Origin of the sequence: Kitasatospora sp. NPDC088391 (assembly GCF_044753345.1) — a bacterium.
Lineage (GTDB): Bacteria > Actinomycetota > Actinomycetes > Streptomycetales > Streptomycetaceae > Kitasatospora.
Genome location: NZ_JBIVNB010000001.1, coordinates 344,426 through 370,564 on the forward strand (window position 1 = coordinate 344,426; position 26,139 = coordinate 370,564).

The following is a 26,139-nucleotide window of genomic DNA, read 5'->3' on the forward strand; positions in this document are numbered from 1 at the left end:
CGCGCGTGGGCGCGGGGCCTGCCGGCGGGGGGGGGGCGGGGCCGCCGCGGGGGGGGGGGGCGGCGCCGGGGGGCGGGGGGGGGCCCCCCACGCCGTGCGGGTGCGGGCCGCTCAGGCCGCCCGGGCCGGTTCGCGGTGGACCAGCAGGGCGTGCCGCTCGTCCTCGGTGAGCCCGCCCCAGACGCCGTAGGGTTCGGCGGTGGCCAGCGCGTGGCGCCGGCACTCCAGGCGGACCGGGCAGCCCGCGCAGACCTGCTTGGCGGCCTCCTCGCGCTCCCGCGCCTCGGCGCGGCCCTCGTTCGCGGGGCGGAAGAAGACGGCCCCGCCGACGGTGCGGCAGGAGCCCTCCAGCTGCCAGTCCCAGTGGTGAGCCTGAGCGCCGGGGAGACGGGAGACCTTGGCCACGACGGTGCCTTCCGTAGGGGGTGGGGTGATCACTCCACGTCTGACCGGTCCGCCGTGAACCATGCGCCTCCGGTCGGCTCTTCGCACGATCTCCACGTTCCGCTCAGCCGGTGGGCGCGAACTCGGGCCCGTCCGCGGGGCCCTTGGCGCGCTCGTCCGGCGCGGGCGCCCCTTCCCCCGTCATCCGGGCCTCGGGCGTCTCCACCGGGCCGGGCCCGGTGGATTTCCCCCGCAGGGCGGGCAGCACGTGGTCCCGGTAGGCCGCGAAGAAGGCGTCCTGGTCGGGGCCGATCTGGCCGACGTACACCTCGTCGAACCCGGCCTCGGCGTAGGCCCGGACGGCGGCCGCGTGCGCGTCCACGTCGTCGCCGCAGGGGACGGCCCCGGCCACCATTTCACGGGTGACGAGTTCGCTGGCCTGCTCGAAGTGCGCCGGTGTGGGCAGGAGTTGGGCCAGTTCGCCGGGGAGCAGTTGGGTCGGCCAGCGGCGGTGCACCTCGTCCACGGCCTTCTCCCGGTCCGCGCCCCAGCAGACCTTGAGCCCGCCGACGACGGGCTTGCCGGCGCCGCCGCACGCGCGGAAGACCGCGACCAGGTCGGCGTCGGGCGCCATGGTGACGAAGCCGTCGCCGATCCGGCCCGCGGTCGCGGCGGCCTTCGGGCCGAAGCCGGAGACCAGGATCGGCAGCCGGCCCCGGGGCGCGGTGTAGAGGCGGGCGTTGTCGACGGTGTAGTGCGGGCCCCGGTGGCTGACCCGGCTGCCGGTGAAGAGTTCGCGCATCACCTCCACCGCCTCCTCCAGCATCTCGGCGCGCTCCTCGAACGAGGGCCAGCGGTCGCCGAGGACGTGCTCGTTGAGCGCCTCGCCGGTGCCGACGCCGAGGGTGAACCGGCCGTCCAGCAGCACGCTGGAGGTGGCCGCGGCCTGGGCGGTGATCGCGGGGTGCAGGCGGACGGTGGGGCAGGTCACCAAGGTGGTGACGGGCAGGTCCACGGTCTGCGAGAGGGCGCCGATCACCGACCAGACGAAGGGGCTGTTGCCCTGCGCCTCGTTCCACGGGTGGAAGTGGTCGGAGATCGCCAGCCGGGTGAACCCGGCGTCCCGCGCCCGTTCGGCCTGGGCGATCAGTTCCTGCGGGGTGAACTCCTCGCAGGACAGGAAGTACCCGTACTCGGTCATCACGTCTCCTCGTCCCGGCGTCCGCCGCTGTGGCGCTCCTCGGCCCCCCTCTCCGCCGTCTGCCCGCTTTCGCGGGTCCTACCGGTCGCCGGGGGCGGCGTCGGGGGCGGCGTCCGGGGTGTCGCCGAGCAGGTGGGCGGTGGTGCCGGTGAGGCGGAGCAGGCGGTCGAGGTGGGCGGGGCGGTGGTCGAGGAGCAGGCGCAGGCCGGCGGCGGCGGTGTCGCGGCGGATCTGGAGCAGGGCGGACAGGCCCATGGAGTCGCAGAGCGTCATGCCGCCGCAGTCGAGCCGGACCGCCCGGGCGGCGGGGGCCGCGGCGAGGTGGTCGGCGACGGCCCGCAGCAGGTCCTCGCAGCTCTCGTGGTCGAGTTCGCCGTCGATCCGGACGGTGACGTCGGCGATGGCGGTGGCGGGGTGCGGCGCGGGGACGGGACGGCCGTTCATGCGGGCGTCCCGGCGGGGCGGGCGGCCGCGGCGGTCAGGACGGCGACGCTGCGCGGCAGGTCGCGCAACTGGTGGCGCAGGGCGGTGAGGGCGAAGACGAGGAAGGTGTCGGGGACGGCGCGGGCGAGCAGGACCTCCCTGGTCCAGCCGGTGAACGCGGTGAACAGGTCGGGGTCTCCGGTGTAGAGGGCGACGGCGAGGTGGTCGAGGACGTGGCCGAGGTCGTCCAGGGTGTGCTCGCGCTGGAGTTCGGTGTAGGCCCGGACGGGGGCGAACTCCGCCTCCAGGGCGGCCATCACGGCGCCGACCAGTTCCCGGGAACTGCGGCTGACCAGGGTGTACTCCTGGTCGGCGAGGTGCGGCAGGTCGTCGACGGGCAGGTGCGGCCGGGCCGGTTCCGGGATGCCGCGGGCGAGCAGGTCGGCGGCCTCCCGGGCGCCGGGGGCCCAGGCGTCGGCGCCGAGCAGCCGGGCGTGCCGGCCGTCCGGCCCGAAGGCCGCGCCGCCGACCATGACGGGCACGCCGGCGGCCTGGGCGGCGGTGAGCGCGGTGTGCGCGGCGGGCAGCCGGGTGGCCAGCGAGGCGGACAGGGCGAGCGCGTCGGGGGCGGTGCGGTGCAGGTGCGCGATCAGGTGCGGGGTGGGGCACTGGGCGCCCAGGTAGTCGACCTGCCAGCCGCGCAGCGTCAGCACCTCGGCGAGCAGCCGGGCCGGGAAGGCGTGCCACTCGCCGCCCACGCAGGCGACCGCGATCCGGCCGCGGCGGCGCTGCCGGGCCGCCGCGGCGGACGCGGGGTGGGCGGCGACGGCGCCGACCACGCGTTCGTTGACGGCGGTGGCGGCGTGTTCCTGGACGACGCTGATCCGGTCGGCCGCCCAGGCGCGGCCGATCCGGGCCTGCAGCGCGCCGATGACGTCGAGCAGCAGCGTCTCGGGGGGCAGGCCGCCGTCGAGGGCGGCGGTGGCGAGGGCGATGGCCCGGGCCTGGTCGCCGTCGAGGACGGCCTCCCACAGCTCCTCGTCGGGGAGGGGCCGTTCCGCACCGTCGGGGCGGACGGGCCGGGTGGTCGTGGTGCCGGTCATGCGGTGCGTGCCTGCCCTTCGCGGTCGGCGGGCCGGGCGCCGCGCGCGGGCGCGGCGATCACCATCACCGCCATGTCGTCGTGCCGCCCGTCGCGCAGCCACTGCGCGGCGAGCATCTGGACCCGTTCGACGACCGCCTCGGCGGGCAGGCCCGCGCACTCGGCGAGCGCCCGGCTGAGCCGCTGGGGGCCGAACTGCTCGTGGCCGGTGGGCCCGCCCCTGGCCTCGGTGATGCCGTCGCTGTACAGGACGCAGGCCTCCCCGGGTTCGAGGAGCACGGTGTCGGTGCGGGTGGTGGCCTCCGGCAGGACCCCGACGATGCTGCCGAGCGTGTCGGACTCGGTGACCCGGCCGTCGGCCCGCACCACCATCGGCGCGGGGTGCCCGGCGGCCGACAGCCGGACCCGGACCCGCTCCCCCTCGCGTCGCACCGAGGCCAGCACCAGGGTGGCGAAGCGGGTGTGACGGGACGTCAGCAGCGCCCGGTTGAGCAGGTGCAGGACCCGGCCGTGGTCGTCGGCGAGCGGCAGCAGCGCGTGCAGGGTGTTGCGGACCTTGCCGGTCATCACGGCGGCTTCCAGTCCCTTGCCGCTGACGTCGCCGAGCAGGGCGAGGGTCTCGCCGTCCGGGTCGGCGGCGGGGTGGACGTCGTAGAAGTCGCCGCCGACCCGGTCGCGGTCGACCGAGGCCCGGTAGCCGCCGGCGAAGTCCACGCCGTCGAGGTGCGCGAGCCGGGGCGGGAGCAGTTCGCGCATCAGCAGGTCGGTGACGGCGGCCTGCTCGGAGTACATGACGGCGGCGGAGAGCGCCGCGCCGGCCCGGGCCGCGAACATCCGGGCGAAGACCTCCTCGTCGGTGGCGAAGGGTGCGCCGCCGACCGCCCGGAGCAGCACCAGCGCCCCGGCCGGGACGCCGTGGCCGGGCAGCGGGGTGACCAGCACCGAGCCGACCGGGCCGAAGCCGTCCGGGACCAGCCAGGACGGGGTGGCGGCCGGGTCGATCCAGCGCGAGGGCACCGGCGGGAAGCCGCGCAGCGCCTCGGCGAGGCCGGGGACGTCGGCCGGGTCGGCCCGGGCCTGGCCCCGGGCCGGGTCGCCCGCGCGCAGGCAGGTCACGAAGCGCAGGGTGCGGCCGGAGCCGGGGGCGACCAGCACGGCGGCGTCGGCGAGGTGCTCGGCGGCCTGGCGGACCGCGGTCTCCATGATCCGGTCCGCGTTCAGCGAGGACAGCAGCAGGCCGGACAGCCGGGTCAGCAGCTCCCAGTCGCACGGGCCGCCCGCCGCCGACGACGGCAGCAGTCCGGCGCAGCCCTCGGGGACGACGAACCACCAGACGGCGCCGCCGTCGGGCAGCGGCGAGGGGTGGGCCTCGACGGTGCCCGCCACCGGGTCGGTGTACCGCACCGCGCCGGCCGGGCCGCCGCCCGCGGCGTCCGCGCCGTTGCGCAGCCGCAGCCGCAGGTGCGCGCGGCGCAGCCACGGCGGGGAGCCGCCGTCGGTCCCGGCCAGCAGCCGCCGGGCGCTGTCGCTGGCGTGCCTCAGCCCGCCGTCGGGCCCCAGGAGCGCGACCGGCACCGGGGCGTCGGCCAGGAACTCCCAGTCCGTGGCCGCCGCGGGGGAAGTCGAAAACGCCATCGTCCGGGCCCTGACGGGCCCTCACCTCGCATCCGTGCTCCGCCGTCCGCCCGGACCAGCGGGACCGGGGCGGCCGACGTCCTCGGTGCCGCGCCGCCGCCTCCGTGCACCGGGGCGGACGGGCCGCACCCGAACCGCCATGCTAGCGCCGCCCCGGGTGTCGACGATGTGCCGGCGGTGTGGCGGTGCTGTGCCGGCGGCGCGTCAGCGCGGGGCGGGGCCGGCCAGGCCCGCGAGCAGGAGGTCGACGACGGCGTCGAGGTCGGCCTCGTTGCCGGGGGACGTCCAGTCGGCGGCGTGGGCGGGGTGGTGGAAACGGGCGGTGGCGAGGAAGACCGTGCGGCCGGCCGCGGCGGGGTCGGGGGCGGCGAAGTCCCCGGCGGCGACGCCCGCGGCGACGATCCGGCCGAGCTGGGCGGCGAGTTCGTTCTCGTGGGCGGTGACCACGTCGGTGGTCTCGGCGACCAGCGCGCGGAAGGTGCGCTGGAGTTCGGGGTCCTCGGTGGCGTAGCGGCGTTTGGTCGCGTGGAGGGTGCGGACCCAGTGCCGGAGCCGTTCGGGGGCCGGGAGGGCGGGGTCGTCGGCGAGCGCGGCCATCGGGACCGAGGTGCGGCGCAGCCAGCGCTCGGCGACGGCCTCGCGGAGCGCCGCCTTGGTGCCGAAGTGCCGGTAGACCGTGCCGTGGCTGACGCCGAGCGCGCGGGCGACGTCGACCACGGTGGCCTTGGCGGGGCCGTAGCGGCGCAGGACGTCCTCGGCGGTGTCGAGCACGCGCTCGGCCGTCAGCTGTTCGGTCATGGTCCCGAGGTTATCGCCCGCCGGGGCGGCCGGGCCGCCGCCCGGGCCGCCGTCCGCGCAGTGCCGGACGGCCGCTCACCGCTCGCTTCACTGCCCGCTTCACCGCTCGCTGTCCAGCATCCGCATCTGGGCGGCGTCGTAGCGTTCGCCGGCGGCGGCGCCGGCGGGGACCGCGGCCTCGATCGCGGCGAGCTCGTCGGCGTCCAGGGTGACGTCCAGGGCGCCGAGGGCCTCGTCGAGGCGGTCGCGGCGGCGGGCGCCGATCAGCGGGACGATGTCCTCGCCGCGGCCGAGCACCCAGGCGATGGCGAGCTGGGCGACGGTGACGCCCTTGTCGTCGGCGATCTTCCGCAGCGCCTCGACCAGGGCCAGGTTGTGGTCGAGCGCGTCGCCGGTGAACCGCGGCAGGTGGGCCCGGAAGTCCCCGGCGGCGGCCTGCGGCTTCCAGTGGCCGCTGATCAGGCCGCGGGAGAGCACGCCGTAGGCGGTGACGGCGACGCCGAGTTCGTTCGCGGTCGGGAGGACGTCCCGCTCGATGCCGCGCGAGATCAGCGAGTACTCGATCTGGACGTCGGTGATCGGGTGCACGGCGTGGGCGCGGCGCAGCGTCTCCGCGCCGACCTCGGAGAGGCCGATGTGCCGGATCCAGCCCTTCTCGACGAGTTCGGCGAGGGTGCCGACGACCTCCTCGATCGGGATCTCGGGGCTGATCCGGGCCGGACGGTAGACGTCGATGTGGTCGGTGCCGAGCCGCTGCAGGCTGTACGCCACCGAGTTCTTGATCGCGGCGGGGCGCAGGTCGACGCCGAGGAACGCCCCGTCGGGGTCGCGCAGCACGCCGAACTTGACGCTGATCACGGCCTTCTCGCGGTCGCGGCCGTGCAGCGCCTCCCGGAGCAGCAGTTCGTTGTGCCCCATCCCGTAGAAGTCGCCGGTGTCGAGCAGGGTGACGCCCCGGTCGAGGGCGGCGTGCACGGTGGCGACGGCCTCCGCGCGGTCGGCGGGGCCGTACATGCCGGACATGCCCATCAGGCCGAGGCCGAGGCGGGAGACGGTGGGGCCGGTGGTGCCGAGGTCGGTGTTCTTCATGCCTCCACCGTACAGGGTTGGGCTGACAGATTTCAAAATCTGTCAGCCCAATTTTGCCAAACCTTGGTCGCGCGCCCCGCCCGGACCGACGGCGGGGGCCGCACAGGGCGGGCTCGGGACGGGCCCGGGGCGGGCACGGGACGAGCACGGGACAGGCACGGGACGGCTCGGGGCGGCGTTAGCATGCCGGGCATGACCGATCACGTGCGGAGCGGCTCCGGGGCGGAGCCGGAGGACGTCGAGACGCTGCGGGCCGCGGGCGAGCTCGACTGGGAGGACGGGCAGGAGTTCGTCCGGCGGCTGTCGGCGGCGGCGGAGCGCGCGCCCCGGCTGCTGGTGGTGGACCTCGCCGGGGTGACGTTCGCGGACTCCTCGGTGCTGCACGGCCTGCTGCTGGCGCACCGCCGGACGGCGGACGCCGGCGGGCGGCTGGTGCTGGCCGGGCCGCTGCGCGAGCCCGTCCGGCGGCTACTCGAACTGTCCTCCGCCGTCGGCTACCTGCATCTCGCCCCGGACACCGCGGCGGCGCTCGCCGACACTCCCGGGCCGGACCGGGCCGTGTGAGGCCGCCCCGTCCGGGCATCCGGACCACTGAACGTCCGTTCCGTCCGATTCGAGGTCACCAGATGTCCCGTGCCGAGACCGACCCGACGCGGTGCCGCGCCCCGGCCCCGGGGGCGCCGGATTCCCCGGTGCGGACGGCCGCGCAGGCCAGGGCGGCCGTCGCCGCCGCGCTCGGGGAGCACCCCGCGGCCGACGAGCGGCTGCGCGGCGACGCCTGCCTGGCCGTCACCGAGCTGGTCACCAACGCGATCCGGCACGCCGGGGGCGTCACCGGCTTCGCCGTCCGCAGCGACCGGGACGGCGGGCCGCTGGTCATCGAGGTCGAGGACTCCGCCGCGGCCCACCCGCACGGCGGCACCGACCTGCTCCGCGACCCCGCCCGGCCGGGCGGCCGCGGCTGGCCGCTGGTCCAACTGCTCAGCAGCAGTTGGGAGATCCACCCGCTGCCGGGGGGCGGCAAGCGCATCCGGGTCACCCTCGCCCCGGTCGGCCGGCCGGGCACCGCCCCCTGAGGGCGCGTCAGGCGAGCAGCCGGGCCAGCACCGGGGCCAGGTCGAGGTGCTCGGACTCGGCGCCGACGGGGACGGCCCGGTAGGCGCCGGTGAGGAAGTCCGCGACGGTCCCGGACGGGAGGCTGACGACGGCGCGGTCGCGCCGGCTGCCCAGGGTGACCAGGACCCGGCCGTGACGGCCCGGTTCGACCCGGACGTCGCCCTCGCCGGCGGGGGCCCGGCAGCCGGCGTCGAGCAGGTCCCGCCCGAACCACCAGACAATCTCCTCCCCGGTGGCCTGCGGCGGGAAGGCCAGCGCGACGCCGTACGGGAGGGCGGGGTCGAAGCGGAGTTCGGCGGCGATCACGACCTGCGGGAACGGGCTCTCGGGAAGGGTGGCGGGAACCGCGACGGAGACGGCGACGGGCATGTGGGGGACCCCCTGGGAACGTGGGGGCGACGCGCCCCGACCGGTGTCGGCGCGGCTACCCGTCCGCCGACGATCCACCATCGGCTTTGCCGAACCGTTACCGAGGTTCACCCGGTCGCAGCAGGTGGGCGAGCGCGGCAGGACGGGTGGGCGGGCGCGGCGGGCGGGCGCGGGGAAAAACTTTCCGCGCGGGCGCATGCCCCTCCCCGGACGGGGCAGACGCGGCCCGGTGCCCCGGCCGACCGGCCGGGGCCGCCGGTGCGGTCGGACGACCGCCGGGCCTCCCGCACCCCGGGGGCCGTGCGAGCGAGGAGAACGCCTGATGGCGGTGGAGCGTGCGTCGGAACGGCTCGTGGAGCTGCTGGAGCGGGACGACGCGGTGCAGGACCAGTGGGTGTCGGCCGTGGCGGCGTCCCTCGGCGGCCGGATCAGCCGGGCCGAGCTGGAGCGCGAGCTGACCGAGCTCTACCAGGCGCTGCGGCAGGCGCTCGGCAAGGGCGGGCTGGACTGGCGGGACGAGGCGTACTCGGAGGTGCGCGCCCTGCTGGTGGAGCTGTCCCGCAATCGGGCCCGGCACGGCTTCACCCCGACCGAGACCGCGGTCAGCGTGTTCGCCTGCAAGGACGTCCTGGAACCGACCGCGGGCAGCAGCCCGGAGGACATCACCGCCTACCTCCAGCTGGCCCGGCTGTTCGACGCGCTCGGCCTGTTCACCATCGAGGCGTACGCCCGCACCCGGGAGGAGATCATCAGCGCCCAGGCCGAGCAGCTGCTCGAACTGTCCACGCCGGTGGTCAAGCTGTGGGAGGGCGTGGTCGCCGTCCCGCTGGTCGGCACGCTGGACTCGGCGCGCACCCAGGTGGTGATGGAGAAGCTGCTGCAGAGCCTGGTGGAGTGGGAGTCCGAGCACGCCATCATCGACATCACCGGCGTGCCCGCGGTGGACACCGAGGTCGCCCAGCACCTGCTGAAGACCGTGGTCGCGGCCCGGCTGATGGGCGCCGAGTGCACCATCTCCGGCATCCGGCCGCAGATCGCGCAGACCCTGGTCGCGCTCGGCGTGCAGTTCGGCGACATCGTCACCAAGGCCACCCTGGCGGACGCGCTGCGGCACGTCCTGCAGCTCGGCGGCGCCCGTCCGGCCACCGGCGGCGAGCGGTGAGCGAGCGCGTACCGATCCTGAAGATCGGCCAGGTGCTGCTGGTGTCGATCCAGGTCGACCTGGAGGACCAGATCGTGATGGACCTCCAGGACGACCTGGCCGAGCGGATCGTCGCCACCGGCGCGACCGGCGTGGTCATCGACATCACGGCGCTGGAGATCGTCGACTCCTTCGTCGGCCGGATGCTCGCCAACACTGCCGCGATCTCCCGCCTGCTGGACGCCGGGACGGTGGTGGTGGGGATGCGCCCCGCCGTCGCCATCACCCTGGTCGAGCTGGGGCTGTCGCTGGGCGGGGTGCGCACCGCGCTCACCCTGGAGAAGGGCCTCGCCCTGCTCGAACGCGACCGTACCGCGCGTACGGCCCGTCCGTGACCGGGCCCCGGCCGGAGGACGGGCAGACCGTGCCGATCGGCTCCAACGACGACGTGGTGCGGGCCCGGCAGACCGTCCGGACCTTCGCCCAGCAGTGCGGCCTCTCGCTGGTCGACCAGACCAAGCTGGTCACTGCCGCCAGCGAGCTGGCCCGCAACACGCTGGTCTACGGCGGGGGCGGCCGGATGCACTGCACCACCGTCCGCAAGGGCCACCGGACCGGCGTGCACGCCGTGTTCGAGGACAGCGGCCCCGGCATCCCCGACCTGGACCTCGCGCTCACCGACGGCTGGACCTCCGGCAACGGCATGGGCCTGGGCCTGAGCGGGGCCCGCCGGCTGGTCGACGAGTTCGAACTGCGCAGCGAGCCCGGTGCGGGGACGAAGGTGTCGGTGACCAAGTGGTCCCGCTGAGCCCCTCCCTGACCGAGTGCGAGGACACCGTCTGGTTCCGGCACTCCGACTCGCTGCCCGCCGCCGCGCGCGGCGCGGCCCGCCAGCTCGCCCACCGGATCGGCCTGCTGCCGGAGCGGGCGGCCGAGGTCGCGCTGGCCGTCAGCGAGGCCGCCACCAACCTGCGGCGGCACGCCGTCGACGGGGCGATGGTGCTGCGCGTGGTGCGGACCGACGCCGAGGCGGCGCTGGAGTTCGTCACCGTCGACAGCGGTCCCGGCATGGCGGACGTCCCGGCGGCGCTCGCCGACGGCTACTCCTCCGGCCCCACCCTGGGCATCGGCCTGGGCGCGGTGGCCCGGCTCGCCGACGCCTTCGACCTGCACTCGCTGCCCGGGCGGGGCACCGTGCTGACCGCCCGGTTCTGGAACCGCACCCCGGCCGGCCGGGCCGCGGCCGCCGCGGGCGAGCCCGTCGCCGCCGGGCTGACCCGCCCGATGAGCGGGCAGGACATGTGCGGCGACGCCTGGGCGGTCCGCCCGGTGCTCGCCGCCGCGCCCGCATCCGCGCCCGCGCCCGCCCCCGCCCCCGCGGTGCCGGGCGGCCGCTTCGACTGGTCGGTGCTGACCGACCGGGCGCCCCGGTACGCCCTCTCCCCCGTGCCCCGCGACCCGTCCGGCGGCTTCGTGCTGATGCTCTGCGACGGGCTGGGCCACGGCCCGCTCGCCGCCCGGGCCGCCTCGGACGCCGTCGCGGCCTTCCACCGCTGCGCCGCCGACCGGCCCGACCAGGTGCTCGCCGCACTGCACCGGGCGCTGCGCTCCGGCCGGGGCGGCGCGGTCGCCGTGGCCCTGGTCGAACCGGCCGCCGCCCGGCTGACCTTCTGCGGCGTCGGCAACGTCAGCGCCTTCGTGGTCGACCCCGCCACCGGCACCCGGCGCTCGCTGCCGTCCGCGCCGGGCATCGTCGGGCACCAGCTGCCGACCCCGCACACCGTGCGGCAGGAACTGCCCCCCGGCAGCGCGGTCGTGCTGCACTCGGACGGGCTGACCGACCGCTGGCGCGGCCCGGACGTGCCGGGCCTGTTCGCCCACCTGCCCGTCACCGCCGCCGCGCTGCTGCTGCGCGAGGCGGGCGTGCGCCGGGACGACGCGGGCGTGGTCGTGGCGAAGGGCTCCTGGTGAACGCGGAACCGACCGACCCCGCCGCGGACCTGACGGACCGTCGGCCCGAACGGACCGCCCCGGTGTCGCTGGACGCGATGCCGGTGGCCACCGTCCAGGACACCTTCGCGCTGCGCCGCAGCGCCCACGCCCTGGCCGACCTGCTCGGCGCGGACGGGCAGGACGCCGTCCGGCTCGCCACCGCGCTGAGCGAGCTGGGCCGGGGCCTGCTCGGCGCGGACGGGCTCGGCGCCGCCTTCGACCTGTGCGCGGAGCCGGTGCCGGTGCTGCGGGTGACGCTGGCCTGGCGGGGCGGCCACCGGCTGCCCGCCGAGGCGCTGGACGCGGCGGGCCGGCTGCTGGCCGTCGAGCACGCGCAGGACGCCGCGGGCGGGCGTGTCCGGGTCGAACAGCGGCTCGGCCCGGACACGGCCCCGGGGACCGGGCTGGTCGACCGGGCCCGCCGGCTGCTCGCCGAGCACACCGGTCCGAGCGCCCTGGAGGACTCCCGGGCACAGACCCGCGACCTGATCGCCGCCCTGGAGCACACCCGCGCCCAGCGCGAGGAACTGCGGCGGCTGAACCAGGAGCTGGAGGAGACCAACCAGGGCGTGCTGGCGCTGTACGCCGAGCTGTCGGAGGAACTGGAGGAGACCAACCGGGGCGTGGTCGCGCTCTACGCCGAGCTGGACGAGAAGTCCCGGCAGCTGCGCGAGGCCAGCGAGGCGAAGAGCCGGTTCTGGGCGAACGTCAGCCACGAACTGCGCACCCCCGTCAACGCGGTGGTCGGCCTGGCCGAGCTGCTGCGCACCGACCCGGACGCCCCGCCCGCCGAGCGGGCCCGGCAGCTGTCCCTGATCACCGACTCCGGCCGCACCCTGCTGTCCCTGGTGGACGAGCTGCTGGACGTCGCCAAGGCGGAGTCCGGCACCCTGGAGCCGCAGTGGGCGCCGCTGGACCTGCGCGCCGTGCTCGCCCACCTGGACGGCACCCTGCGCGGCCTGGCCCGCCCGGGGGTGGCGCTGCGGATCGGCGCGGCCCCGGCCGGGGCCGGGATGCTGCTCGGCGACGAGACGATGCTGGTGCGCATCCTGCGCAACCTGCTGTCGAACGCGCTGAAGTTCACCGAGCACGGGTCGGTCGCGCTGGACGCCCGGATCGAACCCGCCGGCGACGGCCCGGACGCCCCGCCGGAGCTGGTGCTGACGGTGTCCGACACCGGGGTCGGCATCCCCGCCGACCAGCAGGAGCGAGTGTTCGAGGAGTTCTACCAGGTCAAGGGCACGCACCAGCGCGGCCGCCGGGGCACCGGCCTGGGCCTGCCGTACGCGCGCCGGCTGGCCGGCATCCTCGGCGGCGGCCTGCGGCTGGCGAGCGAGCCCGGCCGGGGCACCGTGATCACCGTCCGGCTGCCCGCGCACCCCGCCGGGCCGGCCGGCGCCCGGTGGGACCTGCTGGTCGCCGTCGACGACGACCCGGTGTTCCGGGAGGTGCTGCGCCCGCTGCTGCACGGCCTCGCCGACCGGGTGGTGGAGGCCGTCGACGGCCCGTCCGGGCTGGCGGCCGTCCGCGCGCACCGGCCCGACGCGGTGGTCCTGGACCTGCACCTCGGGGAGGTGGACGGCCACCAGGTGCTCGCCGAGCTGCGCGCGGACCCGGAGCTGGTGGACGTCCCCGTGGTGGTGCTGACCTCGGCGACGCTGACCGCCGCCGACCGGGAACGGCTGGCGCACGCCCGCGCCGTGCTGCCGAAGTCCGGCCTGACCGGTGCCCGGATCGCCGCCGCCCTGGCGACGCCGCGCCCCGCCGCCGCCCGACCGCCCGCGCACCCCGAGGCCCCCGAGGCCCCCGAGGACGGAGCGTGACCGTGGCCGCCCCCGACGCCGGACCCGCGACCGTGCTGGTCCTCGACGACAACGACACCACCCGCTACATCGTGGGCAGTTGGCTGCGCCGCTCCGGCCACACCGTGGTCGAGGCGGTCGACGGCACCCAGGCGCTGGCGCTGCTCGACCGCACCCCGGCGGCCGAGCTGCCCGAGCTCGCCGTGGTCGACATCAGCCTGCCCGACATGACCGGCTTCGAGGTGTGCGAGCGGATCAAGGGCCGCCCGCGCACCGCCGCGCTGCCGGTGGTGCACATCTCCGCCACCGCGATCGAGGCCAGCGACCGCACCCAGGGCCTGCACCGCGGCGCCGACGCCTACCTGACCGAGCCGATCGACGCGGCCGAGCTCCAGGCCACCGTCACCGCCGTGCTGCGCTACACCCGGGCCCGGCGGCGCGCCGAGCGGCTCGCCGCCCGGGTCGCCGCGCTGCACCGCGCCACCCTCGCCCTGTACGGGGCGGACGACGCGGACGCCCTGGTCACGGCCGCCGCGCTGGGCGCGGTCCGGCTGGGCGCGGCCCGGGCCACCGCGATCGCGCTCGGCCCGGACCGCGACACCCTGTACCTGGCCCAGCACGACCCCGGCCGCCCCAGCGACCCGCCGGTGCGGCTGCTGCAGGCCCCGCCGGTGCTGCTGGACGTGCTGGCCCACCACACCCTGGGCGACGCCACCGGCACCGACAGCACCCTGCTGGACGCCGACGCCTGGCGCGACGTGCTCGCCGACCACGGGCTGGGCGCGGCGGACCTGCCGACCGGGCCGACCGCCCTGGTGGTGGCGCGCACCAAACCGGGCCGGCCGCTGCTCGCGCTCGCCGTCGACCCGGACGCCGCCGCCGACGCCGACGGCCGCAGCCTGCTCTCCCAGCTCACCCAGGCCGCCGCGCTCGCCCTGGAGGCGCAGCGCAGCCAGGCCGAGGAACACGCCCTCGCGCTCACCCTGCAGCGCAGCTTCCTGCCGGACCGGCTGCCCGCCGTCCCCGGCGTCGAGCTGGCGGTCCGCTACGAGCCGGCCTCGGCCCGCAGCGAGATCGGCGGCGACTTCTACGAGGCCATCGACACCCCCGACGGGCTGCTGCTGGCGATCGGCGACGTCGCCGGGCACTCGCTGACGGCCGCGATGGCGATGGGCGAACTGCGGCACGCGCTGCGCGCCTACGCCATCGAGGGCCACGACCCGCAGACCCTGCTGCACCGGCTGGACACCCTGCTGACCCGGCTGCGCCCCGGACTGACCGCCACCGTCTGCCTGGTGCTGATCTCGCCGGACCGCCGCCGCCTGCTGGTCGCCAACGCCGGGCACCTGCCGCCGCTGCTGCGGCTGCCCGACGGCTCGACCCGGTACCTGACCGAGCACGGCATCCTGCTGGGCCTGAACGTGCCGCAGCCCCCGGCCGTCGCGTTCGACGCCCCGCCCGGCAGTGACCTGCTGCTGGTCACCGACGGCCTGGTCGAGGTACCGGGCGAGCACCTGGAGACCGGCCTGTCGGCGCTGCGGGACGCCTTCGCGGCCGCCCCGCCCGACCCGGACGGGGCCGGTGACCGGCTGCTGGCCGCGTTCACGGGCCGCCAGGCCGACGACGTCGCGCTGCTGGTCGCCCGCCTGCACTGACCTCTCCCCCTTCCCTCCGCCTTCCCTCCCCCTTTTCTCCGCCCGCCCCGCACCGTACGGAGCCCGTGTGCCCGAGTACGACCTGACCATCGAGGTCCGCCCCCATCCCGCGGGGGCGACCGTCGTCGTGCTCGCGGGGGAACTGGACCACCACACCGCGCCGCGCCTGCACCGGGTGCTCGAACGGCTCCCGGCGCCCCTCCCGGTGGTGCTCGACCTGGCCGGACTGGGCTTCTGCGACTCCGTGGGCGTCGCCGAACTGCTCTACGCCTTCCGCCGCACCGAGCAGGCCGGCTCCGTCCTCGTGCTGGTCGCCGTCGCCCCGGACCTGGCCCACCTGCTGGCCCTCACCGGCGTGGACCGGCTGCTGCACCGCCGCACCACCGTGGCGGAGGCGGTCGAGGTGTTCCGGCCGCCCGCCTGACGGGCCGTCAGCCCCGCTCGGGCGCGGGGCCGGCCAGTTCCGGCTCCAGCCCCTCGGCGAGCGGGGCCGGGACGTCCCGGCCGGTGTCGCGCCGCCAGCCCCGGAACGCCCAGGCGGTGGCCGCGACCAGCGCCGTACCGAGCAGCCAGCCGCCGAGCACGTCGCTGACCCAGTGCACGCCCAGCGCGACCCGGGTGAACCCGACGCCCAGCACGCTGACCAGCGCCGCCGCCCACGCCGCCCGCCGCACGCGCGGGCCGAGCACCGGCGCGGACACCAGCAGCAGCACCGCGCAGCAGGTCGCCGCCGTCATGGCGTGCCCGGACGGGAAGGAGAACCCGGGGGCGTGCGCGACCGGGTCGGGCAGCGCGGGCCGGGCCCGGGCGACGGCGGCCTTCACCCCCCAGCCGATCAGGCCGGAGGCGGTGGCGGTCGCGGCCGCCCACAGCGCCAGCCGCCAGGCCCGGCGGAGCAGCAGGACGACGACGGCCGCGACCAGCAGCCGCATCGTCAGCGGGTCCCACACCACGTCGCTGAGCACCCGCAGCACGGCGAGCGCGCCGGGGTGCTCGCGCACCAGCGCGTGCAGGTGCCCGGCGGTCCCGGCGTCCAGCCGGTGCAGCGGCGGCCAGTTGGCCTCGATCAGGACCAGCAGCAGGGCGGCCGGGACGGCCGCGACGCCGAACGCCGCAACGGCGGCGAGCAGCCGCTCGCCGAGCCGCAGGTCGGCGGTGCGCAGCGCGGGGCGGCGGACGGGGCGGCGGGCGGCGCGCAGGGCGGGGCGGATCATCGGGTGCTCCGTTCCGGGTCGGGGCGTTCCGGGTCGGGGAGGACGGGGCCGGGCCGTCCGGTGCGGTCGGCCTCCAGTTGGGCGGCGAAGGACAGGCCGAGGAAGAGCGCGATCGCCGTCAGGTAGGCCCACACCAGGAAGGAGAAGACCACGCTGAGCGGCCCGTAGACGGCGTCGAAGGAGCCGCTGAGCCGCAGGTAGAGGGTCAGCAGCCAGGTCGCGGCCAGCCAGAGCACCAGGTGGACGCCGGCCCCGAACGCCAGCCAGCTGTAGCCGGGCTGGCGGCGGCGCGGGGCCCGCCGGAAGATCACCGCGGAGGAGGTGAGGGTGAGCAGCAGGCCGACCGGCCAGCGCAGCAGCGTCCAGGCGGCGGCGGTGCCCGGGCCGAGGCCGAACACCTCCTCGGCGGCCGCGGCGACCTCCGGCCCCGCCACCAGCACCAGGAAGCCCGTGCCGAGCGGCAGTCCCGCCCCGGCGGCCATCAGCAGGCTGCGCCCGTACTTGCGGTCGAACGGGCGGTCCCGCTCGATGCCGTAGATCCGGTTGGCGCCGCGCTCGATCTGGGACATCGCGGTGACCAGGTTGGCGAGCGCGAACAGGGCGCCGAACCAGAGCGCGACGGTGCCGCCGGTGCGGTGCCGGCTGCGGTCCAGGACCTCGCGGACCAGGTCGGCGCTGGACGCGGGCACCATCCGTTCGATGCCGGCCGCGACCAGCTGCCCGACCGGGCCGCCGTGCAGCGTGGAGGCCAGGCCGACCACGGCGAGCGCGAACGGCACCAGGGCCAGCACCACCTGGAAGGCGAGCGCCCGGGCGTGGCTGAACCCGTCGGCGTAGCGGAACCGGAGGAAGGCGTCGCGGGCCAGCGGCCACCAGGGCCGCCGACGCAGCGTCAGGACGGCCTCGTCGGCGGACAGGTGCTCCGGTCCCCCGGCCCCGACCCGGCTGGCGGTTCCCATCAGGCCACCTCCTGCTCGGCGCCCCGGCGGCCGCCCGGAGCCGTCGCCCGGTCCGTGTCGCGGTCCGTCTCCCGGTCCGTGTCGCGCGGTTCGGCCGGAGCCGCGGCTCCGCTCCGTTCCGGCGCCCGCTCCCCTGCCCGGAGCGGGAGTTGGACCAGCAGGGCGTCCGGGCGGACCGTCAGGGTGAGGGTGCGGCCGTCGCCGACGGGGTCGCCGTCGCACTCGCGCGGGCGGGGCCGGTCGGCGGTGAGTTCGATCCGGCGGCCGCGGAAGTGCTCCAGCGGGGCGTCCGGGCCGGAGCGTCGGGCGCCGGTGAGCAGGGCGAGGACCGCGCCCGCCCAGCCGCGCGGGCCGTGCGGCCGGACCAGGACGAGGTCGAGCAGCCCGTCGTCGGGCCGCGCCCCGGGCAGCAGGCGCACCCCGCCCTGGAGGGCGCCGACGTTGCCGACCACCGCCGTCCGGACCTGGCGGCGGACCGGGGCGGCGCCGTCCACCGTGACGGTCAGCCCGAAGTGCCGGTCCGTCAGGTGCTTCGCGGCGCCGAGCAGGTACGCGGGCCAGCCCAGGCGGCGCTTGAGGCCCTGGTCGGTGGCGGCCATCACGGCGGCGTCCAGCCCCATCCCGGCCATGGTGGCGGCGGCCCGGGCGGGCAGGCCGTCGCCCTCGGCGCGCATCAGGTCGATCCGGCGGGGGCGGCCCGCGAGGGCGGCGGTGAGCGCCTCGACCGGGTCGGCGGGCAGGCCGAGGTTGCGGGCCAGCAGGTTGCCGGTGCCGCAGGGGACGACCAGGAGGACGGCGTCCGTCCCGGCGAGCGCCTCGGCGCAGGCCGTCACGGTGCCGTCGCCGCCGCAGGCCGCGACCAGCCGGGCCCCGTCGGCGACGGCCCGCGCGGCGGCGGCCCGCCCGCAGTCCTCGGCGGCGCCGGGCAGCAGCCGGGGCGGGCGGTGGCCGTGCGCGGTGACGGCGGCGGACAGCCGCGCCAGCAGGGCGTCGTCCACGCCGACCGGGTTGTGGACCAGCGCGACGGGCCCGCGCAGCGGTGCGCCGGGCCGCAGCGGGGACCGCTCGGGGGCGGCCACCGCCCGGGACACCGCCCAGAGCGCGGCCGCGCCGTTCAGCGCGCCCGCCACCACGTCGGTGGGGTGGTGCATGCCCCGGTAGAGGCGGCTGGCGGCGACCAGCACCGGCACCGTCCAGAGCAGCGCGGCCACCACGACGCGCCACCGGCCGCGGGCCGAGCGCAGCACCAGCAGGCCGAGGCCGCCGTACAGCGCGGTGGCGGCGCCGACGTGCCCGGACGGGAAGCTGGAGGTGGGCAGCGCCCCGTCCAGCCGGTCCACGTCCGGCCGGGCCCGGTCGACCAGGTGGGCGGCGGTCACGAACAGCGCCGCCTGCAGCGCGACCGCGCCCGCGAGCAGCGCCGCCGGGCGCGGGCGGCGCAGGAGCAGCAGCACGGCGGCGGCGAGCGCGGTGACCGTGACGATCGCCGGGGTGAAGGCCAGTGCGGAGAACCAGTCGCTGGCGGCGGTCAGGGCGGGGGTGCGGTGCGCGGCCAGCCAGGAGGTCGCGCCGTTCTCGCCGGGGTCCCACCAGCCGGCCGGCGGATCGGTGATCAGCATGCCCGCCGCGACCAGCAGTGTTCCCTGTCCGGCCGCCGTCACTGCCAGTGCGCCGGCCCGCGCGGCGGGCCCCCGAGTCCTCGTCATGGACGCCGTGTCCCCCGATCCGCGGTTCTCATCCCTTCCCGTTCCCCCCTCCCGTCCCGCCCGGAGGCGTCGACCGGCCGGGAACGGGTAGCCGAGCGCCCGCCACTGCGATCTGCGAGACCCCCGGACGGAGCGAGACCCATGACCACCGAGACCGCGCCCGCGACCGAGCCCCTGCCCGCGTCGGCGGCGTCACCGGCACCGTCGGCGGCACCACCGGCACCGCCGGCACAGTCGGCGGCGGGGCGCGGCCAGGTGCTGCGCCGCCGCCTGGAGGCACTGATCGGGATCGCCGCGACCGAGGGCAACCTGCTCACGCCGCTGCGCAACGGCGACGAGATCTTCCCCGCGATGCTGGCCGCCGTGGAGGACGCGCGGCGGACCGTCGACCTGATGACCTTCGTCTACTGGCGCGGCGAGATCGCCCGGAAGTTCGCCCGGGCGCTGGCCCGCAAGGCCGAGCAGGGCGTGCGGGTGCGGCTGCTGCTGGACGGGTTCGGCAGCCGGCTGATCGAGCCGGAGCTGCTCGACCTGATGGCGGCGGCGGGGGTGCGGATCTCCTGGTTCCGCCGTCCGGTGCGGCTGTCGCCGTTCAAGCAGAACCACCGCTGCCACCGGAAGGTGCTGGTGGTGGACGGCCGGACCGCGTTCACCGGCGGCGTCGGCATCGCCGAGGAGTGGTGCGGCGACGCCCGGCACCCCGGCGAGTGGCGCGACACCCACGTGCGGGTGGTCGGCCCGGCGGTGGACGGCATCGCGGCGGCCTTCGCCCAGAACTGGGCGGAGTGCGCCCCCGGCACGCTGTACGACGAGGCCGACCGCTTCGAGGAGCACGAGCAGCCGGGCGGCGCGGTGGTCCAGGTGGTGCGGGGGTCGGCCGCCGTCGGCTGGCAGGACCTGCAGACCCTGATGCGGGTGGTGATCTCCTCCGCCGAGCACCGGCTGCGCCTGGCCACCGCCTACTTCGCGCCGGACGACTACTTCGTGGACCTGCTGTGCGAGACGGCCCGGCGCGGCGTGGCCGTCGAGCTGCTGGTGCCGGGGCGGCACACCGACAAGCGGGTCTGCCAGTTGGCCGGCGAGCGCCACTTCGGGCGGCTGACGGCCTGCGGGGCGACGGTGTGGCAGTACGGGCCCACGATGATGCACGCCAAGGTGCTGACCGTGGACGGGGCGGTGTCGGTGGTCGGCTCGGCGAACTTCAACCGCCGCTCGCTGGACCACGACGAGGAGGTGGTGCTCGCTGTGGTCGACGAGGAGTTCACCGCCCGCCTGGACCGCGACTTCGACCACGATCTGACCCGCAGCGAGGCCCTGGCCCCGTCCCGCTGGCACCGCCGCGGCCCCGCCCGCCGCGCCCTGGAGGCGGCCACCGCGCCGATCCGGCACTTCCTCTGACGTCGGCCCCGACCCCTCGGGGTACCCGTCGCCGCCCGGCGGCGCGGGTCCGGGAACGCCGAACGGCGGGCGCCCCGAGGGGAGCCCGCCGTTCCGGGGGGGGTGGGTCGGCTACCAGCGGTACCAGCGGCCCCGGCCGCCGGCGGCGGTGGTGCCGCGCGAGACGAAGCCGAGCAGCCAGACCACCAGGACCACCACGGCGACCCACCACAGGGCCTTGAGGGCGAAACCGGCGCCGAACAGGAGCAGAGCGAGCAGCAGGACGAGCAGCAGGGGTACCACGGTGGGCCTCCGGGGGTCGGCTTCGACGGTGCACCGGTTCGACGGTGCGTCAGGTCTCTGACGCCCCGCCGCCTGCCCGCCGCCGGACGATCCATGCACGGGTTTCGGCAGATTCCTCCGGAAATCTCCCGATCTGCCCAACCCTGCCGAACTCCCCTTGTCCGCACCGGGTTTGGGACGGCGCGCCGGGGCAAAGCGGCGCCCATGAGACGAACGACTTCGATCATTTCCGTGGTGGCGCACGTGCTCGCCGCCGTCCTGGTGATCTGGATCCTGCTGGACCTCTTCGAAGCCAACGGGTCCAACCCGCTGGTGAGTTGGTTCCACCGCGCCGCCGACTGGCTGTCCGCGTGGTCGCGCGGCCTGTTCACGGTCTCCGACCGCACCGGGCAGATCCTGCTCGACTACGGCATTCCGGCCGTGGTCTACGTCGTCCTCGGCAACCTGGCCACCCGCGGCCGGACCCTCGACTGAACGCGCGGCACGGACACGGACACGGTCAACGGACACGGAGGAGGCGACGATGACACACGCGCAGCAGTCCGGCGGCACCCGGGCGGACCGGGCGGACCGGGTGGACCGGGCCGCGACGGCGGCCGGACGCACGGGCTTCACGGCCCGGGGCGTGCTCTACACCCTGCTGGGGGTGCTGGCGTTGCGGATCGCCTTCGGCTCGGGAGGCGAGGAGGCCGACCGGCAGGGGGCGCTGCACCAGGTCGCGGAGCAGCCGTTCGGCACGGCGCTGCTCTGGGCGCTGGCGGCCGGCTTCGCCGGCATGGCGCTGTGGCGGGCCTCGACGGCGGTGTTCGGCGAGGCCGGGGAGAAGAAGACCGGCTCCCGGCTGCTCTCGGCCGGACGGGCGGTGTTCTACGCCTCGGTGGCCTGGGGCACCGGCGCGTACGCGGCGGGCTCGGGCGGCGGCTCGGGCGGTGACGCCTCCTCCCGGGACTGGACCGCGACCGCGCTGGGGTGGCCGGGCGGCCGCTGGCTGGTCGGCGCGGCGGGGCTGGTGCTGGCGGGCGTCGGCGTGGCGATCGGCGTCCGCGCGGTCCGGCGGCGCTTCCTGCGCAAGCTCGACACCGGCGCGATGCGCCCGCCGGTCCGGACCGGCGTCACCGGCGTCGGCGTGGCGGGCAACCTCGCCCGCGGGACGGTCTACGCCGCCGCCGGGGCCTTCGTGGTCGTGGCGGCCGTCCACTTCGACCCGGGGCGGGCCAAGGGCATGGACGACACCCTGCGCAGCTTCGCGCAGACCGCGGCGGGCCCGTGGCTGCTGGTCGCGGTCGCGGCCGGGCTGGTGCTGTACGGCGCCTTCTCGTTCGCCTCGGCCCGCTGGCGCCGGTTCTGACGCCCGTCCGCCGGGGGCTCGGCCGGGTGCGGCAGACTCGTGGTCGACTGCCCCGCGCCGACGCCCCGCCGAGGAAGCCCCGTTGACCCCGTACTCGCTCGCGTTCTACCTGGACGTCGTCACCACCGGCGCCGTGCTGGGCGCCCGCCCGGAGGACTCGCCCGGGCGGGTCGCCGAACTGCTCGGGGCGGACTTCGCCGAGTACTCCTTCGACCCGCACCACATGATCCGCGACTACGGCCTGACCGAGTTCTACTGGGACCGCGCCCGTCCCGAACTCCCTTGGTCGGGGCACCACTTCTCGCTCCAGGTGCACCGCCTGGCCCGGGTCGACCGCAACGCCGCCGACCCCGCCCTGCGCGCCCGCTACGGCCGCTTCGCGCCCCGGCTCCGCTTCGACAAGCTGCGCCGCCTGCTGGAACGGCGCGGCGTCCCGCTCGTCGAGGTGCCCGAACTCCCGGCCAACACCCCGTACTTCCGCACCTTCCGGCAGCCGCGCTCGCAGGTCTCGATCACCGTCCTCGCCGCCCACGGCGAGTACCGCACCCCGTCGGACCTGCGGGTCGGCGACGTCTACAAACTGCACGGTTCGGCCCCCTCCTGAGCCGCAGCGCCCTAGCCTGCGAAGGTGGTGGCGAGGCGGGCCGCGACGTGGGCGGCGAGGAAGCCCGCGGCGCGGTCGAGGGCGGCGTCGGCCTCCGGCAGGCGGCCGTAGTGGTGCTGGAAGACGTGCGGGAGGTTGCCGCCGATCTCCAGGGTGACGTCCACGTCGTCGGCGCCCGCGCGGGCGGCCAGCCGGACGGCGTCGTCGAGCAGGAGTTCGTTGGCGCCGACCTGGATCAGCAGCGGGGGCAGGCCGGTGAGGTCGGCGAGGGCCGGGCTGGCCAGCGGGTCCTCCGGGTCGGCGTCGCCGAGGTAGTGCGCGGCGTAGGCGCGGAGGTCCTCCTCGGCGAAGATCGGGTCGGCGTCCGCCTTGCCGCGCAGGCTCCCGCCGCCGAGGGTGAGGTCGACCCACGGCGAGAACAGCGCCGCGGCGGCCGGCTGCGGCAGGCCCGCCGCGCGGGCCGCGAGCAGCGTCGCCAGGACCAGGCCGCCCCCGGCGGAGTCGCCGGCCAGCACCAGGGAACGCGGATCGACACCGGTCTCCAGCAGTTCGCGGTAGGCGGCCAGGCCGTCGTCCACGGCCGCCGGGAAGACGTGCTCGGGGGCGAGCCGGTAGTCCGGCGAGACCGCGTCCAGCCCGGCGCGGCGGGCGAGTTCACCGGCCAGACCGGCGTGCGTGTCGGGCGAGCCCACCACGTACCCGCCACCGTGCAGGTACAGCAGCCGACCGGGCCCGACGGTCCCCGCGGGCGCCAGCTCCAGGGCGGGGCGCCCGCCGAGGACGGTCCGCCGGACCGCCACGTCCTCCGGCGCGGGGCGGGTGAGGCCCGCCGTGAAGCCGGCCCGCTGCTCCTCGACCGTGGGCGGGACCGCGGGCCGCGGGTGGGAACGGAGCGTGGCGTCCAACTGCTCGCGCTGCTGACGGGACATGGCGGCCTCCAGGGGCTCGGGATGCGAAACTTGATTCCGTGGAATCCTTCTGCTCGATCTAACCACATTCCACGGAAGATGATTCCTAGGAATCCATTGGAGACGCTGTGACCCACCTCACTCCCCTCTTCGTCGACCTGGTCCGGGTCGAGACCCGGCTCTACACCGCGGTCGGCGCCCGACTGCGCGAGGAACTCGGCCTGTCCCTGGGCCAGTTCGAGTTCCTGGAGGTCATCGACCGCGTCCCGGACTGCCGCGTGCTGGACATCGTCGCCGAACTCGCCATCACCGTCGGCGCCGTCAGCAAGGCCGTCGACCGCCTGGTCGAGGCCGGCTGGTGCCGCCGCGAAGCCCACCCCCAGGACCGGCGCTCCTCCCTCCTCCGCCTCACCCCCGAGGGCGCCGCCCGCCTCACCGCCGGCCGCCCCGTGGTCGAAGACACCCTCCGCACCCTCACCTCCCCCGTCCCCGCCGCCGACCTGGCCCACCTCGCCACCACCCTCGCCACCCTCCGCACCGCCCTGGAATCCGCCCCCGCCACCCCCTGACCGCCCCGGGGGCGGACCCCGGCGGTCCGCGGGGACGGGGGCGACGGGCCTCCCCGGGGTATCCCGGGCGGGTCGGCTTGTAGGCTCGTGGGGAACGGTTTCGATTCCTGGAGGGGGCCCGGTGCAAGCCCGTCGCTGGACAACGGTGGTCGCTGGAATCCTGCTGCTGAGCGGCCCGACGCTCGCGTACGCCCGCGGCGGGGGCGGCAGCCACGGGTTCAGCGGCAGCGGGGGCGGTGGCGGCGGCGGGGGCAGTCACGGGGGCGGCTTCCACGGGACGACCGGTGGCGGGGTCGGCTTCGTCCACGGTTTCGGGGCCGGGAGCGGTGGCGGGTTCGTCGTGCTGCTGGTGCTCCTGGCGATCGTCCTGCTGGTGCTGTGGATCGGTCACCGGCGCCGGAAGGCGCAGCGGGCGGCCGGGCTGAACACGGTGTCGGACCGTACGGCGCACCGCGCGGACGAGCAGGCGCGGGAGCGCGCCGCCCAGGTCGGGGCGCGGGTCGACGCCCTCGCCGACACGGACGCGACCTTCGACCGCGCCGCGCTGGAACAGCGGGCCGTCCAGCTGTACACGACCGCCCAGCAGGCGTGGACCCGGAACGACCACGACGTGCTGCGGCAGATCCTGTCCCCGGTGCTCTACGGCAAGTGGGCCGACGAGCTGCACGACTACGCGTCGCGCGGCGAGGTCAACGTCGTGGAGATCGTCTCGGGTCCGGTGGTCGAGCTGGTCGACGTCGCGAACCGCGCGGGCGAGGTGAACGACACCGTGACCTTCCGGATCACCGCCACGCTCAACGACTACGTGCGGCGCGGGGACGGCTCGGACGCCGGGCGCAAGGACGGCTCGACCCGCCCGGTCGAGTACTGGACGCTGCGCAAGAACCCGGCCGGGGAGTGGATCGTCTCCTCGATCGAGCAGGCCGCCGAGGGCGCGCACCACCTGACCGGCGCCATCGAGACCGACGGCTGGGACCAGCGGGAGGTGGCCCGCGAGGCGGTGCTGGAGGTGGCGGGCAAGACCGCGGTCAAGGGCGCGGGCGACCTCCTCTCGCTCACCAACATCTCGTGGAGCACGGACGCCGACGCCGCCGCCGGCGACCTGAGTGTGCTCGACGGCCGGTTCGACCGGGCGGTGCTGGAGGTCGCGGTCGAGCGCTTCCTCGAGGAGTGGGTCATGAACGACGGCAGCCTGGACTTCACGTCCGTGCGCACGCCGAACCGGACCGTCATGCGCAACGCCGTCGTCCGGTCGGTCACGGTGCGCTCGCTGCTCTCCCGCGACCCGATCGTCTTCCGGGTCGCGGTCGCCGCCGAGGGCGTCTACTACGAGGTCGACCGGCGCAGCGAGCAGGTCCTCCGCGGCAACGCCCACGACCGCCGGCCGATCGCCTTCGCGTTCGACCTCCGGATGGACGACGCCTCCGCCGACACCTGGACCGTGGTCGCCGCCGAAGCGGAGTAGCCCCCGCACCGGCCGCCCACGAACTGCCACCACCCTGCCGCCACCGGCCGCCGGTGCTACCGGCCCGGGGAGGGGCGGGGCGTCCGGTCCCGGGGCTGCGGGGGTGGGTGTCAGGAGGTGGTGCCGAGTTGGCGGAGCAGGGTCTGGTTGTCCTCGATGTGCCAGTCCTCGGTGATCCGGGGGCCCGGGGCGTGCTGGATGTCGATGGCGTTGAATTCGACGGGCTGGCCCTGGCCGTGGTGGCCGTCGAAGGTGCCGGTGAAGTGGCCGCGGAAGACCAGGCGGGCGGTGATCCGGTCGCCGCTGATCATCACGTCGGCGAGTTCGCAGGTCAGGTCCGGGACGGCGGCGCGGAAGGCCCGGGAGGCGGCGGCGGGGCCGGTCGGGCCCTGCGGGCGGCCCGGGGGGAGGGTGCGGTCGCGGAAGGCGGGGTCGACGGCGGCGTCCAGGTAGGTGGTGCGGCCGGTGTTCCAGAAGGTGTAGAGCTGCTGGGTCAGCCGGACCAGTTCGGCGGCGCGGTGTTCGCCGAGCGTCCGGTCGACGGTCAGCGAACCGGGTCGGACCAGGTCGGGCGAGCGGTCGACCAGGCGCTGCGGCCAGGCCCGGTCGGCGCGGTGCCGGTCGGCGCGGGGGTCGGTGTCGCGGGCCTGCGCGGCGGCGGTGGTGCCGGCGGCCAGGGCGGCCGCGGCGGCGAGGGCGAGGGCGGCGCGGAGCGCGGTGGTGGTGGTGCGGGAACGCACGGGGTCTCCTTCGGAAGGGGTCGGCGGCGGGGCTCCCCGGCCGCTCCTCGACCCTCCCCCGGGCCCGCCCCATAGGTCCAAGGCATGTTTTCGACCGTTCCCATGCACGCTGCTCATACTCACGGACCCCCGCGGGCCGACGGGGCGTCAGAAGCCTTCCGGAGCGGGGGCATCGCCCGGCGCGGCGGGGGTAGACGCCGGGCGGTCCCGTCCGGGGCCGGAGCGAGTGGACGACGGAG

The 26,139-nt window shown here is 76.6% G+C and carries 29 protein-coding genes; 15 read left to right on the forward strand and 14 right to left on the reverse strand.

Features of this window, described 5'->3' with window-relative positions:
- Positions 1–111 precede the first annotated feature (111 nt).
- From ACIQBJ_RS01420 to ACIQBJ_RS01450, 7 genes are all read right to left on the reverse strand, one after another.
- Positions 112–405 carry a WhiB family transcriptional regulator gene (locus ACIQBJ_RS01420; RefSeq protein ID WP_400701535.1) on the reverse strand — a complete coding sequence of 98 codons (294 nt, stop codon included), beginning with the start codon at positions 403–405 and terminating at the stop codon, positions 112–114.
- A gap of 103 nt (positions 406–508) precedes the next feature.
- Complete coding sequence (locus tag ACIQBJ_RS01425; protein ID WP_400701538.1) at positions 509–1,585, reverse strand: TIGR03557 family F420-dependent LLM class oxidoreductase; 1,077 nt, start codon at positions 1,583–1,585, stop codon at positions 509–511.
- A gap of 78 nt (positions 1,586–1,663) precedes the next feature.
- Positions 1,664–2,029, reverse strand: a complete 366-nt coding sequence (locus ACIQBJ_RS01430; RefSeq protein ID WP_400701541.1) for an STAS domain-containing protein — start codon at positions 2,027–2,029, stop codon at positions 1,664–1,666.
- On the reverse strand, positions 2,026–3,111 hold the full coding sequence (locus tag ACIQBJ_RS01435) for a B12-binding domain-containing protein (protein ID WP_400701544.1): 1,086 nt from the start codon (positions 3,109–3,111) through the stop codon (positions 2,026–2,028). Before ACIQBJ_RS01435 ends, ACIQBJ_RS01430 begins: the two co-directional genes overlap by 4 nt.
- On the reverse strand, positions 3,108–4,745 hold the full coding sequence (locus ACIQBJ_RS01440) for a PP2C family protein-serine/threonine phosphatase (protein WP_400701547.1): 1,638 nt from the start codon (positions 4,743–4,745) through the stop codon (positions 3,108–3,110). Before ACIQBJ_RS01440 ends, ACIQBJ_RS01435 begins: the two co-directional genes overlap by 4 nt.
- 204 nt (positions 4,746–4,949) lie before the next feature.
- Complete coding sequence (locus ACIQBJ_RS01445; RefSeq protein ID WP_400701550.1) at positions 4,950–5,543, reverse strand: TetR family transcriptional regulator; 594 nt, start codon at positions 5,541–5,543, stop codon at positions 4,950–4,952.
- A 99-nt stretch (positions 5,544–5,642) separates the two neighbouring features.
- Entirely contained in the window at positions 5,643–6,632 is a 990-nt protein-coding gene (locus ACIQBJ_RS01450; protein WP_400701553.1) for an aldo/keto reductase, read from the reverse strand.
- Between the two features lie 192 nt (positions 6,633–6,824).
- On the opposite strand from ACIQBJ_RS01450, the gene ACIQBJ_RS01455 reads away from it, so the two are divergent.
- Both ACIQBJ_RS01455 and ACIQBJ_RS01460 read left to right on the forward strand, forming a co-directional pair.
- Complete coding sequence (locus ACIQBJ_RS01455; protein WP_400701556.1) at positions 6,825–7,196, forward strand: STAS domain-containing protein; 372 nt, start codon at positions 6,825–6,827, stop codon at positions 7,194–7,196.
- A 62-nt stretch (positions 7,197–7,258) separates the two neighbouring features.
- Positions 7,259–7,708: an ATP-binding protein gene (locus tag ACIQBJ_RS01460; protein WP_400701559.1), complete on the forward strand. Its 450-nt coding sequence runs from the start codon at positions 7,259–7,261 to the stop codon at positions 7,706–7,708.
- A 7-nt stretch (positions 7,709–7,715) separates the two neighbouring features.
- Here ACIQBJ_RS01460 and ACIQBJ_RS01465 read toward each other — a convergent pair whose 3' ends face one another.
- A complete protein-coding gene (locus ACIQBJ_RS01465) occupies positions 7,716–8,117 on the reverse strand; it encodes an SsgA family sporulation/cell division regulator (RefSeq protein ID WP_400701562.1) in 402 nt (133 codons plus the stop codon).
- A gap of 322 nt (positions 8,118–8,439) precedes the next feature.
- Here ACIQBJ_RS01465 and ACIQBJ_RS01470 point away from each other — a divergent pair, with 322 nt between their 5' ends.
- The 7 genes from ACIQBJ_RS01470 (at position 8,440) to ACIQBJ_RS01500 (ending at position 15,131) form a co-directional block, all read left to right on the forward strand.
- The gene (locus ACIQBJ_RS01470) at positions 8,440–9,279 is read left to right on the forward strand and encodes an STAS domain-containing protein (protein ID WP_400701565.1); all 840 of its coding nucleotides are present in this window, start codon (positions 8,440–8,442) and stop codon (positions 9,277–9,279) included.
- Positions 9,276–9,653 carry an STAS domain-containing protein gene (locus tag ACIQBJ_RS01475; RefSeq protein WP_400701568.1) on the forward strand — a complete coding sequence of 126 codons (378 nt, stop codon included), beginning with the start codon at positions 9,276–9,278 and terminating at the stop codon, positions 9,651–9,653. The genes ACIQBJ_RS01470 and ACIQBJ_RS01475 overlap by 4 nt, the downstream gene beginning before the upstream one ends.
- Positions 9,650–10,066 (forward strand): anti-sigma regulatory factor, encoded by a 417-nt coding sequence (locus tag ACIQBJ_RS01480; RefSeq protein WP_400701571.1) that lies wholly within the window; start codon positions 9,650–9,652, stop codon positions 10,064–10,066. Before ACIQBJ_RS01475 ends, ACIQBJ_RS01480 begins: the two co-directional genes overlap by 4 nt.
- A complete protein-coding gene (locus ACIQBJ_RS01485; RefSeq protein WP_400701574.1) occupies positions 10,054–11,229 on the forward strand; it encodes a SpoIIE family protein phosphatase in 1,176 nt (391 codons plus the stop codon). The genes ACIQBJ_RS01480 and ACIQBJ_RS01485 overlap by 13 nt, the downstream gene beginning before the upstream one ends.
- 77 nt (positions 11,230–11,306) lie before the next feature.
- A complete protein-coding gene (locus tag ACIQBJ_RS01490) occupies positions 11,307–13,073 on the forward strand; it encodes an ATP-binding protein (RefSeq protein ID WP_400703439.1) in 1,767 nt (588 codons plus the stop codon).
- Complete coding sequence (locus ACIQBJ_RS01495) at positions 13,070–14,707, forward strand: SpoIIE family protein phosphatase (RefSeq protein WP_400701577.1); 1,638 nt, start codon at positions 13,070–13,072, stop codon at positions 14,705–14,707. The genes ACIQBJ_RS01490 and ACIQBJ_RS01495 overlap by 4 nt, the downstream gene beginning before the upstream one ends.
- Before the next feature lie 67 nt (positions 14,708–14,774).
- Positions 14,775–15,131, forward strand: coding sequence for an anti-sigma factor antagonist (locus ACIQBJ_RS01500; protein ID WP_400701580.1), 357 nt, complete (start codon positions 14,775–14,777; stop codon positions 15,129–15,131).
- Between the two features lie 7 nt (positions 15,132–15,138).
- On the opposite strand, the gene ACIQBJ_RS01505 is transcribed toward ACIQBJ_RS01500, so the two are convergent.
- From ACIQBJ_RS01505 to ACIQBJ_RS01515, 3 genes are read right to left on the reverse strand one after another with little or no spacing between them, the layout of a single operon-like run.
- The gene (locus ACIQBJ_RS01505) at positions 15,139–15,921 is read right to left on the reverse strand and encodes a phosphatase PAP2 family protein (protein ID WP_400701583.1); all 783 of its coding nucleotides are present in this window, start codon (positions 15,919–15,921) and stop codon (positions 15,139–15,141) included.
- Positions 15,918–16,880 (reverse strand): YihY/virulence factor BrkB family protein, encoded by a 963-nt coding sequence (locus ACIQBJ_RS01510; protein ID WP_400701585.1) that lies wholly within the window; start codon positions 16,878–16,880, stop codon positions 15,918–15,920. Before ACIQBJ_RS01510 ends, ACIQBJ_RS01505 begins: the two co-directional genes overlap by 4 nt.
- Positions 16,880–18,586 carry a phosphatase PAP2 family protein gene (locus ACIQBJ_RS01515; protein ID WP_400701588.1) on the reverse strand — a complete coding sequence of 569 codons (1,707 nt, stop codon included), beginning with the start codon at positions 18,584–18,586 and terminating at the stop codon, positions 16,880–16,882. Before ACIQBJ_RS01515 ends, ACIQBJ_RS01510 begins: the two co-directional genes overlap by 1 nt.
- Positions 18,587–18,727: 141 nt before the next feature.
- Here ACIQBJ_RS01515 and ACIQBJ_RS01520 point away from each other — a divergent pair, with 141 nt between their 5' ends.
- A complete protein-coding gene (locus tag ACIQBJ_RS01520) occupies positions 18,728–19,984 on the forward strand; it encodes a phosphatidylserine/phosphatidylglycerophosphate/cardiolipin synthase family protein (RefSeq protein ID WP_400701591.1) in 1,257 nt (418 codons plus the stop codon).
- Between the two features lie 111 nt (positions 19,985–20,095).
- Here the strand turns inward: ACIQBJ_RS01520 and ACIQBJ_RS01525 are convergent, their stop codons facing one another.
- Positions 20,096–20,266: a hydrophobic protein gene (locus tag ACIQBJ_RS01525; protein ID WP_400701594.1), complete on the reverse strand. Its 171-nt coding sequence runs from the start codon at positions 20,264–20,266 to the stop codon at positions 20,096–20,098.
- 231 nt (positions 20,267–20,497) lie between these two features.
- On the opposite strand from ACIQBJ_RS01525, the gene ACIQBJ_RS01530 reads away from it, so the two are divergent.
- The 3 genes from ACIQBJ_RS01530 to ACIQBJ_RS01540 all read left to right on the forward strand — a co-directional run bounded on the left by ACIQBJ_RS01530 (position 20,498) and on the right by ACIQBJ_RS01540 (position 22,218).
- A complete protein-coding gene (locus tag ACIQBJ_RS01530; protein ID WP_400701597.1) occupies positions 20,498–20,740 on the forward strand; it encodes a hypothetical protein in 243 nt (80 codons plus the stop codon).
- Between the two features lie 49 nt (positions 20,741–20,789).
- Positions 20,790–21,614, forward strand: coding sequence for a DUF1206 domain-containing protein (locus tag ACIQBJ_RS01535; RefSeq protein ID WP_400701600.1), 825 nt, complete (start codon positions 20,790–20,792; stop codon positions 21,612–21,614).
- Between the two features lie 82 nt (positions 21,615–21,696).
- Positions 21,697–22,218, forward strand: coding sequence for a hypothetical protein (locus tag ACIQBJ_RS01540; RefSeq protein WP_400701603.1), 522 nt, complete (start codon positions 21,697–21,699; stop codon positions 22,216–22,218).
- Positions 22,219–22,229: 11 nt separating this feature from the next.
- Here ACIQBJ_RS01540 and ACIQBJ_RS01545 read toward each other — a convergent pair whose 3' ends face one another.
- Positions 22,230–23,147: an alpha/beta hydrolase gene (locus tag ACIQBJ_RS01545; RefSeq protein ID WP_400701606.1), complete on the reverse strand. Its 918-nt coding sequence runs from the start codon at positions 23,145–23,147 to the stop codon at positions 22,230–22,232.
- Between the two features lie 107 nt (positions 23,148–23,254).
- On the opposite strand from ACIQBJ_RS01545, the gene ACIQBJ_RS01550 reads away from it, so the two are divergent.
- Entirely contained in the window at positions 23,255–23,695 is a 441-nt protein-coding gene (locus ACIQBJ_RS01550; protein ID WP_400701609.1) for a MarR family winged helix-turn-helix transcriptional regulator, read from the forward strand.
- A gap of 145 nt (positions 23,696–23,840) precedes the next feature.
- Positions 23,841–25,160, forward strand: coding sequence for a TIM44-like domain-containing protein (locus ACIQBJ_RS01555; protein ID WP_400701612.1), 1,320 nt, complete (start codon positions 23,841–23,843; stop codon positions 25,158–25,160).
- A gap of 110 nt (positions 25,161–25,270) precedes the next feature.
- Here ACIQBJ_RS01555 and ACIQBJ_RS01560 read toward each other — a convergent pair whose 3' ends face one another.
- Positions 25,271–25,900 (reverse strand): ester cyclase, encoded by a 630-nt coding sequence (locus ACIQBJ_RS01560; protein ID WP_400701615.1) that lies wholly within the window; start codon positions 25,898–25,900, stop codon positions 25,271–25,273.
- Between the last annotated feature and the right edge of the window lie 239 nt (positions 25,901–26,139).

Bases quoted from the DNA above. Each gene is read 5' to 3' on its own strand.
- ACIQBJ_RS01425 (WP_400701538.1), bottom strand. From the start codon at position 1,585: ATGACCGAGTACGGGTACTTCCTGTCCTGCGAGGAGTTCACCCCGCAG.
- ACIQBJ_RS01430 (WP_400701541.1), bottom strand. From the start codon at position 2,029: ATGAACGGCCGTCCCGTCCCCGCGCCGCACCCCGCCACCGCCATCGCC.
- ACIQBJ_RS01435 (WP_400701544.1), bottom strand. From the start codon at position 3,111: ATGACCGGCACCACGACCACCCGGCCCGTCCGCCCCGACGGTGCGGAA.
- ACIQBJ_RS01440 (WP_400701547.1), bottom strand. From the start codon at position 4,745: ATGGCGTTTTCGACTTCCCCCGCGGCGGCCACGGACTGGGAGTTCCTG.
- ACIQBJ_RS01445 (WP_400701550.1), bottom strand. From the start codon at position 5,543: ATGACCGAACAGCTGACGGCCGAGCGCGTGCTCGACACCGCCGAGGAC.
- ACIQBJ_RS01450 (WP_400701553.1), bottom strand. From the start codon at position 6,632: ATGAAGAACACCGACCTCGGCACCACCGGCCCCACCGTCTCCCGCCTC.
- ACIQBJ_RS01455 (WP_400701556.1), top strand. From the start codon at position 6,825: ATGACCGATCACGTGCGGAGCGGCTCCGGGGCGGAGCCGGAGGACGTC.
- ACIQBJ_RS01460 (WP_400701559.1), top strand. From the start codon at position 7,259: ATGTCCCGTGCCGAGACCGACCCGACGCGGTGCCGCGCCCCGGCCCCG.
- ACIQBJ_RS01465 (WP_400701562.1), bottom strand. From the start codon at position 8,117: ATGCCCGTCGCCGTCTCCGTCGCGGTTCCCGCCACCCTTCCCGAGAGC.
- ACIQBJ_RS01470 (WP_400701565.1), top strand. From the start codon at position 8,440: ATGGCGGTGGAGCGTGCGTCGGAACGGCTCGTGGAGCTGCTGGAGCGG.
- ACIQBJ_RS01490 (WP_400703439.1), top strand. From the start codon at position 11,307: ATGCCGGTGGCCACCGTCCAGGACACCTTCGCGCTGCGCCGCAGCGCC.
- ACIQBJ_RS01505 (WP_400701583.1), bottom strand. From the start codon at position 15,921: ATGATCCGCCCCGCCCTGCGCGCCGCCCGCCGCCCCGTCCGCCGCCCC.
- ACIQBJ_RS01510 (WP_400701585.1), bottom strand. From the start codon at position 16,880: ATGGGAACCGCCAGCCGGGTCGGGGCCGGGGGACCGGAGCACCTGTCC.
- ACIQBJ_RS01515 (WP_400701588.1), bottom strand. From the start codon at position 18,586: ATGACGAGGACTCGGGGGCCCGCCGCGCGGGCCGGCGCACTGGCAGTG.
- ACIQBJ_RS01520 (WP_400701591.1), top strand. From the start codon at position 18,728: ATGACCACCGAGACCGCGCCCGCGACCGAGCCCCTGCCCGCGTCGGCG.
- ACIQBJ_RS01535 (WP_400701600.1), top strand. From the start codon at position 20,790: ATGACACACGCGCAGCAGTCCGGCGGCACCCGGGCGGACCGGGCGGAC.
- ACIQBJ_RS01545 (WP_400701606.1), bottom strand. From the start codon at position 23,147: ATGTCCCGTCAGCAGCGCGAGCAGTTGGACGCCACGCTCCGTTCCCAC.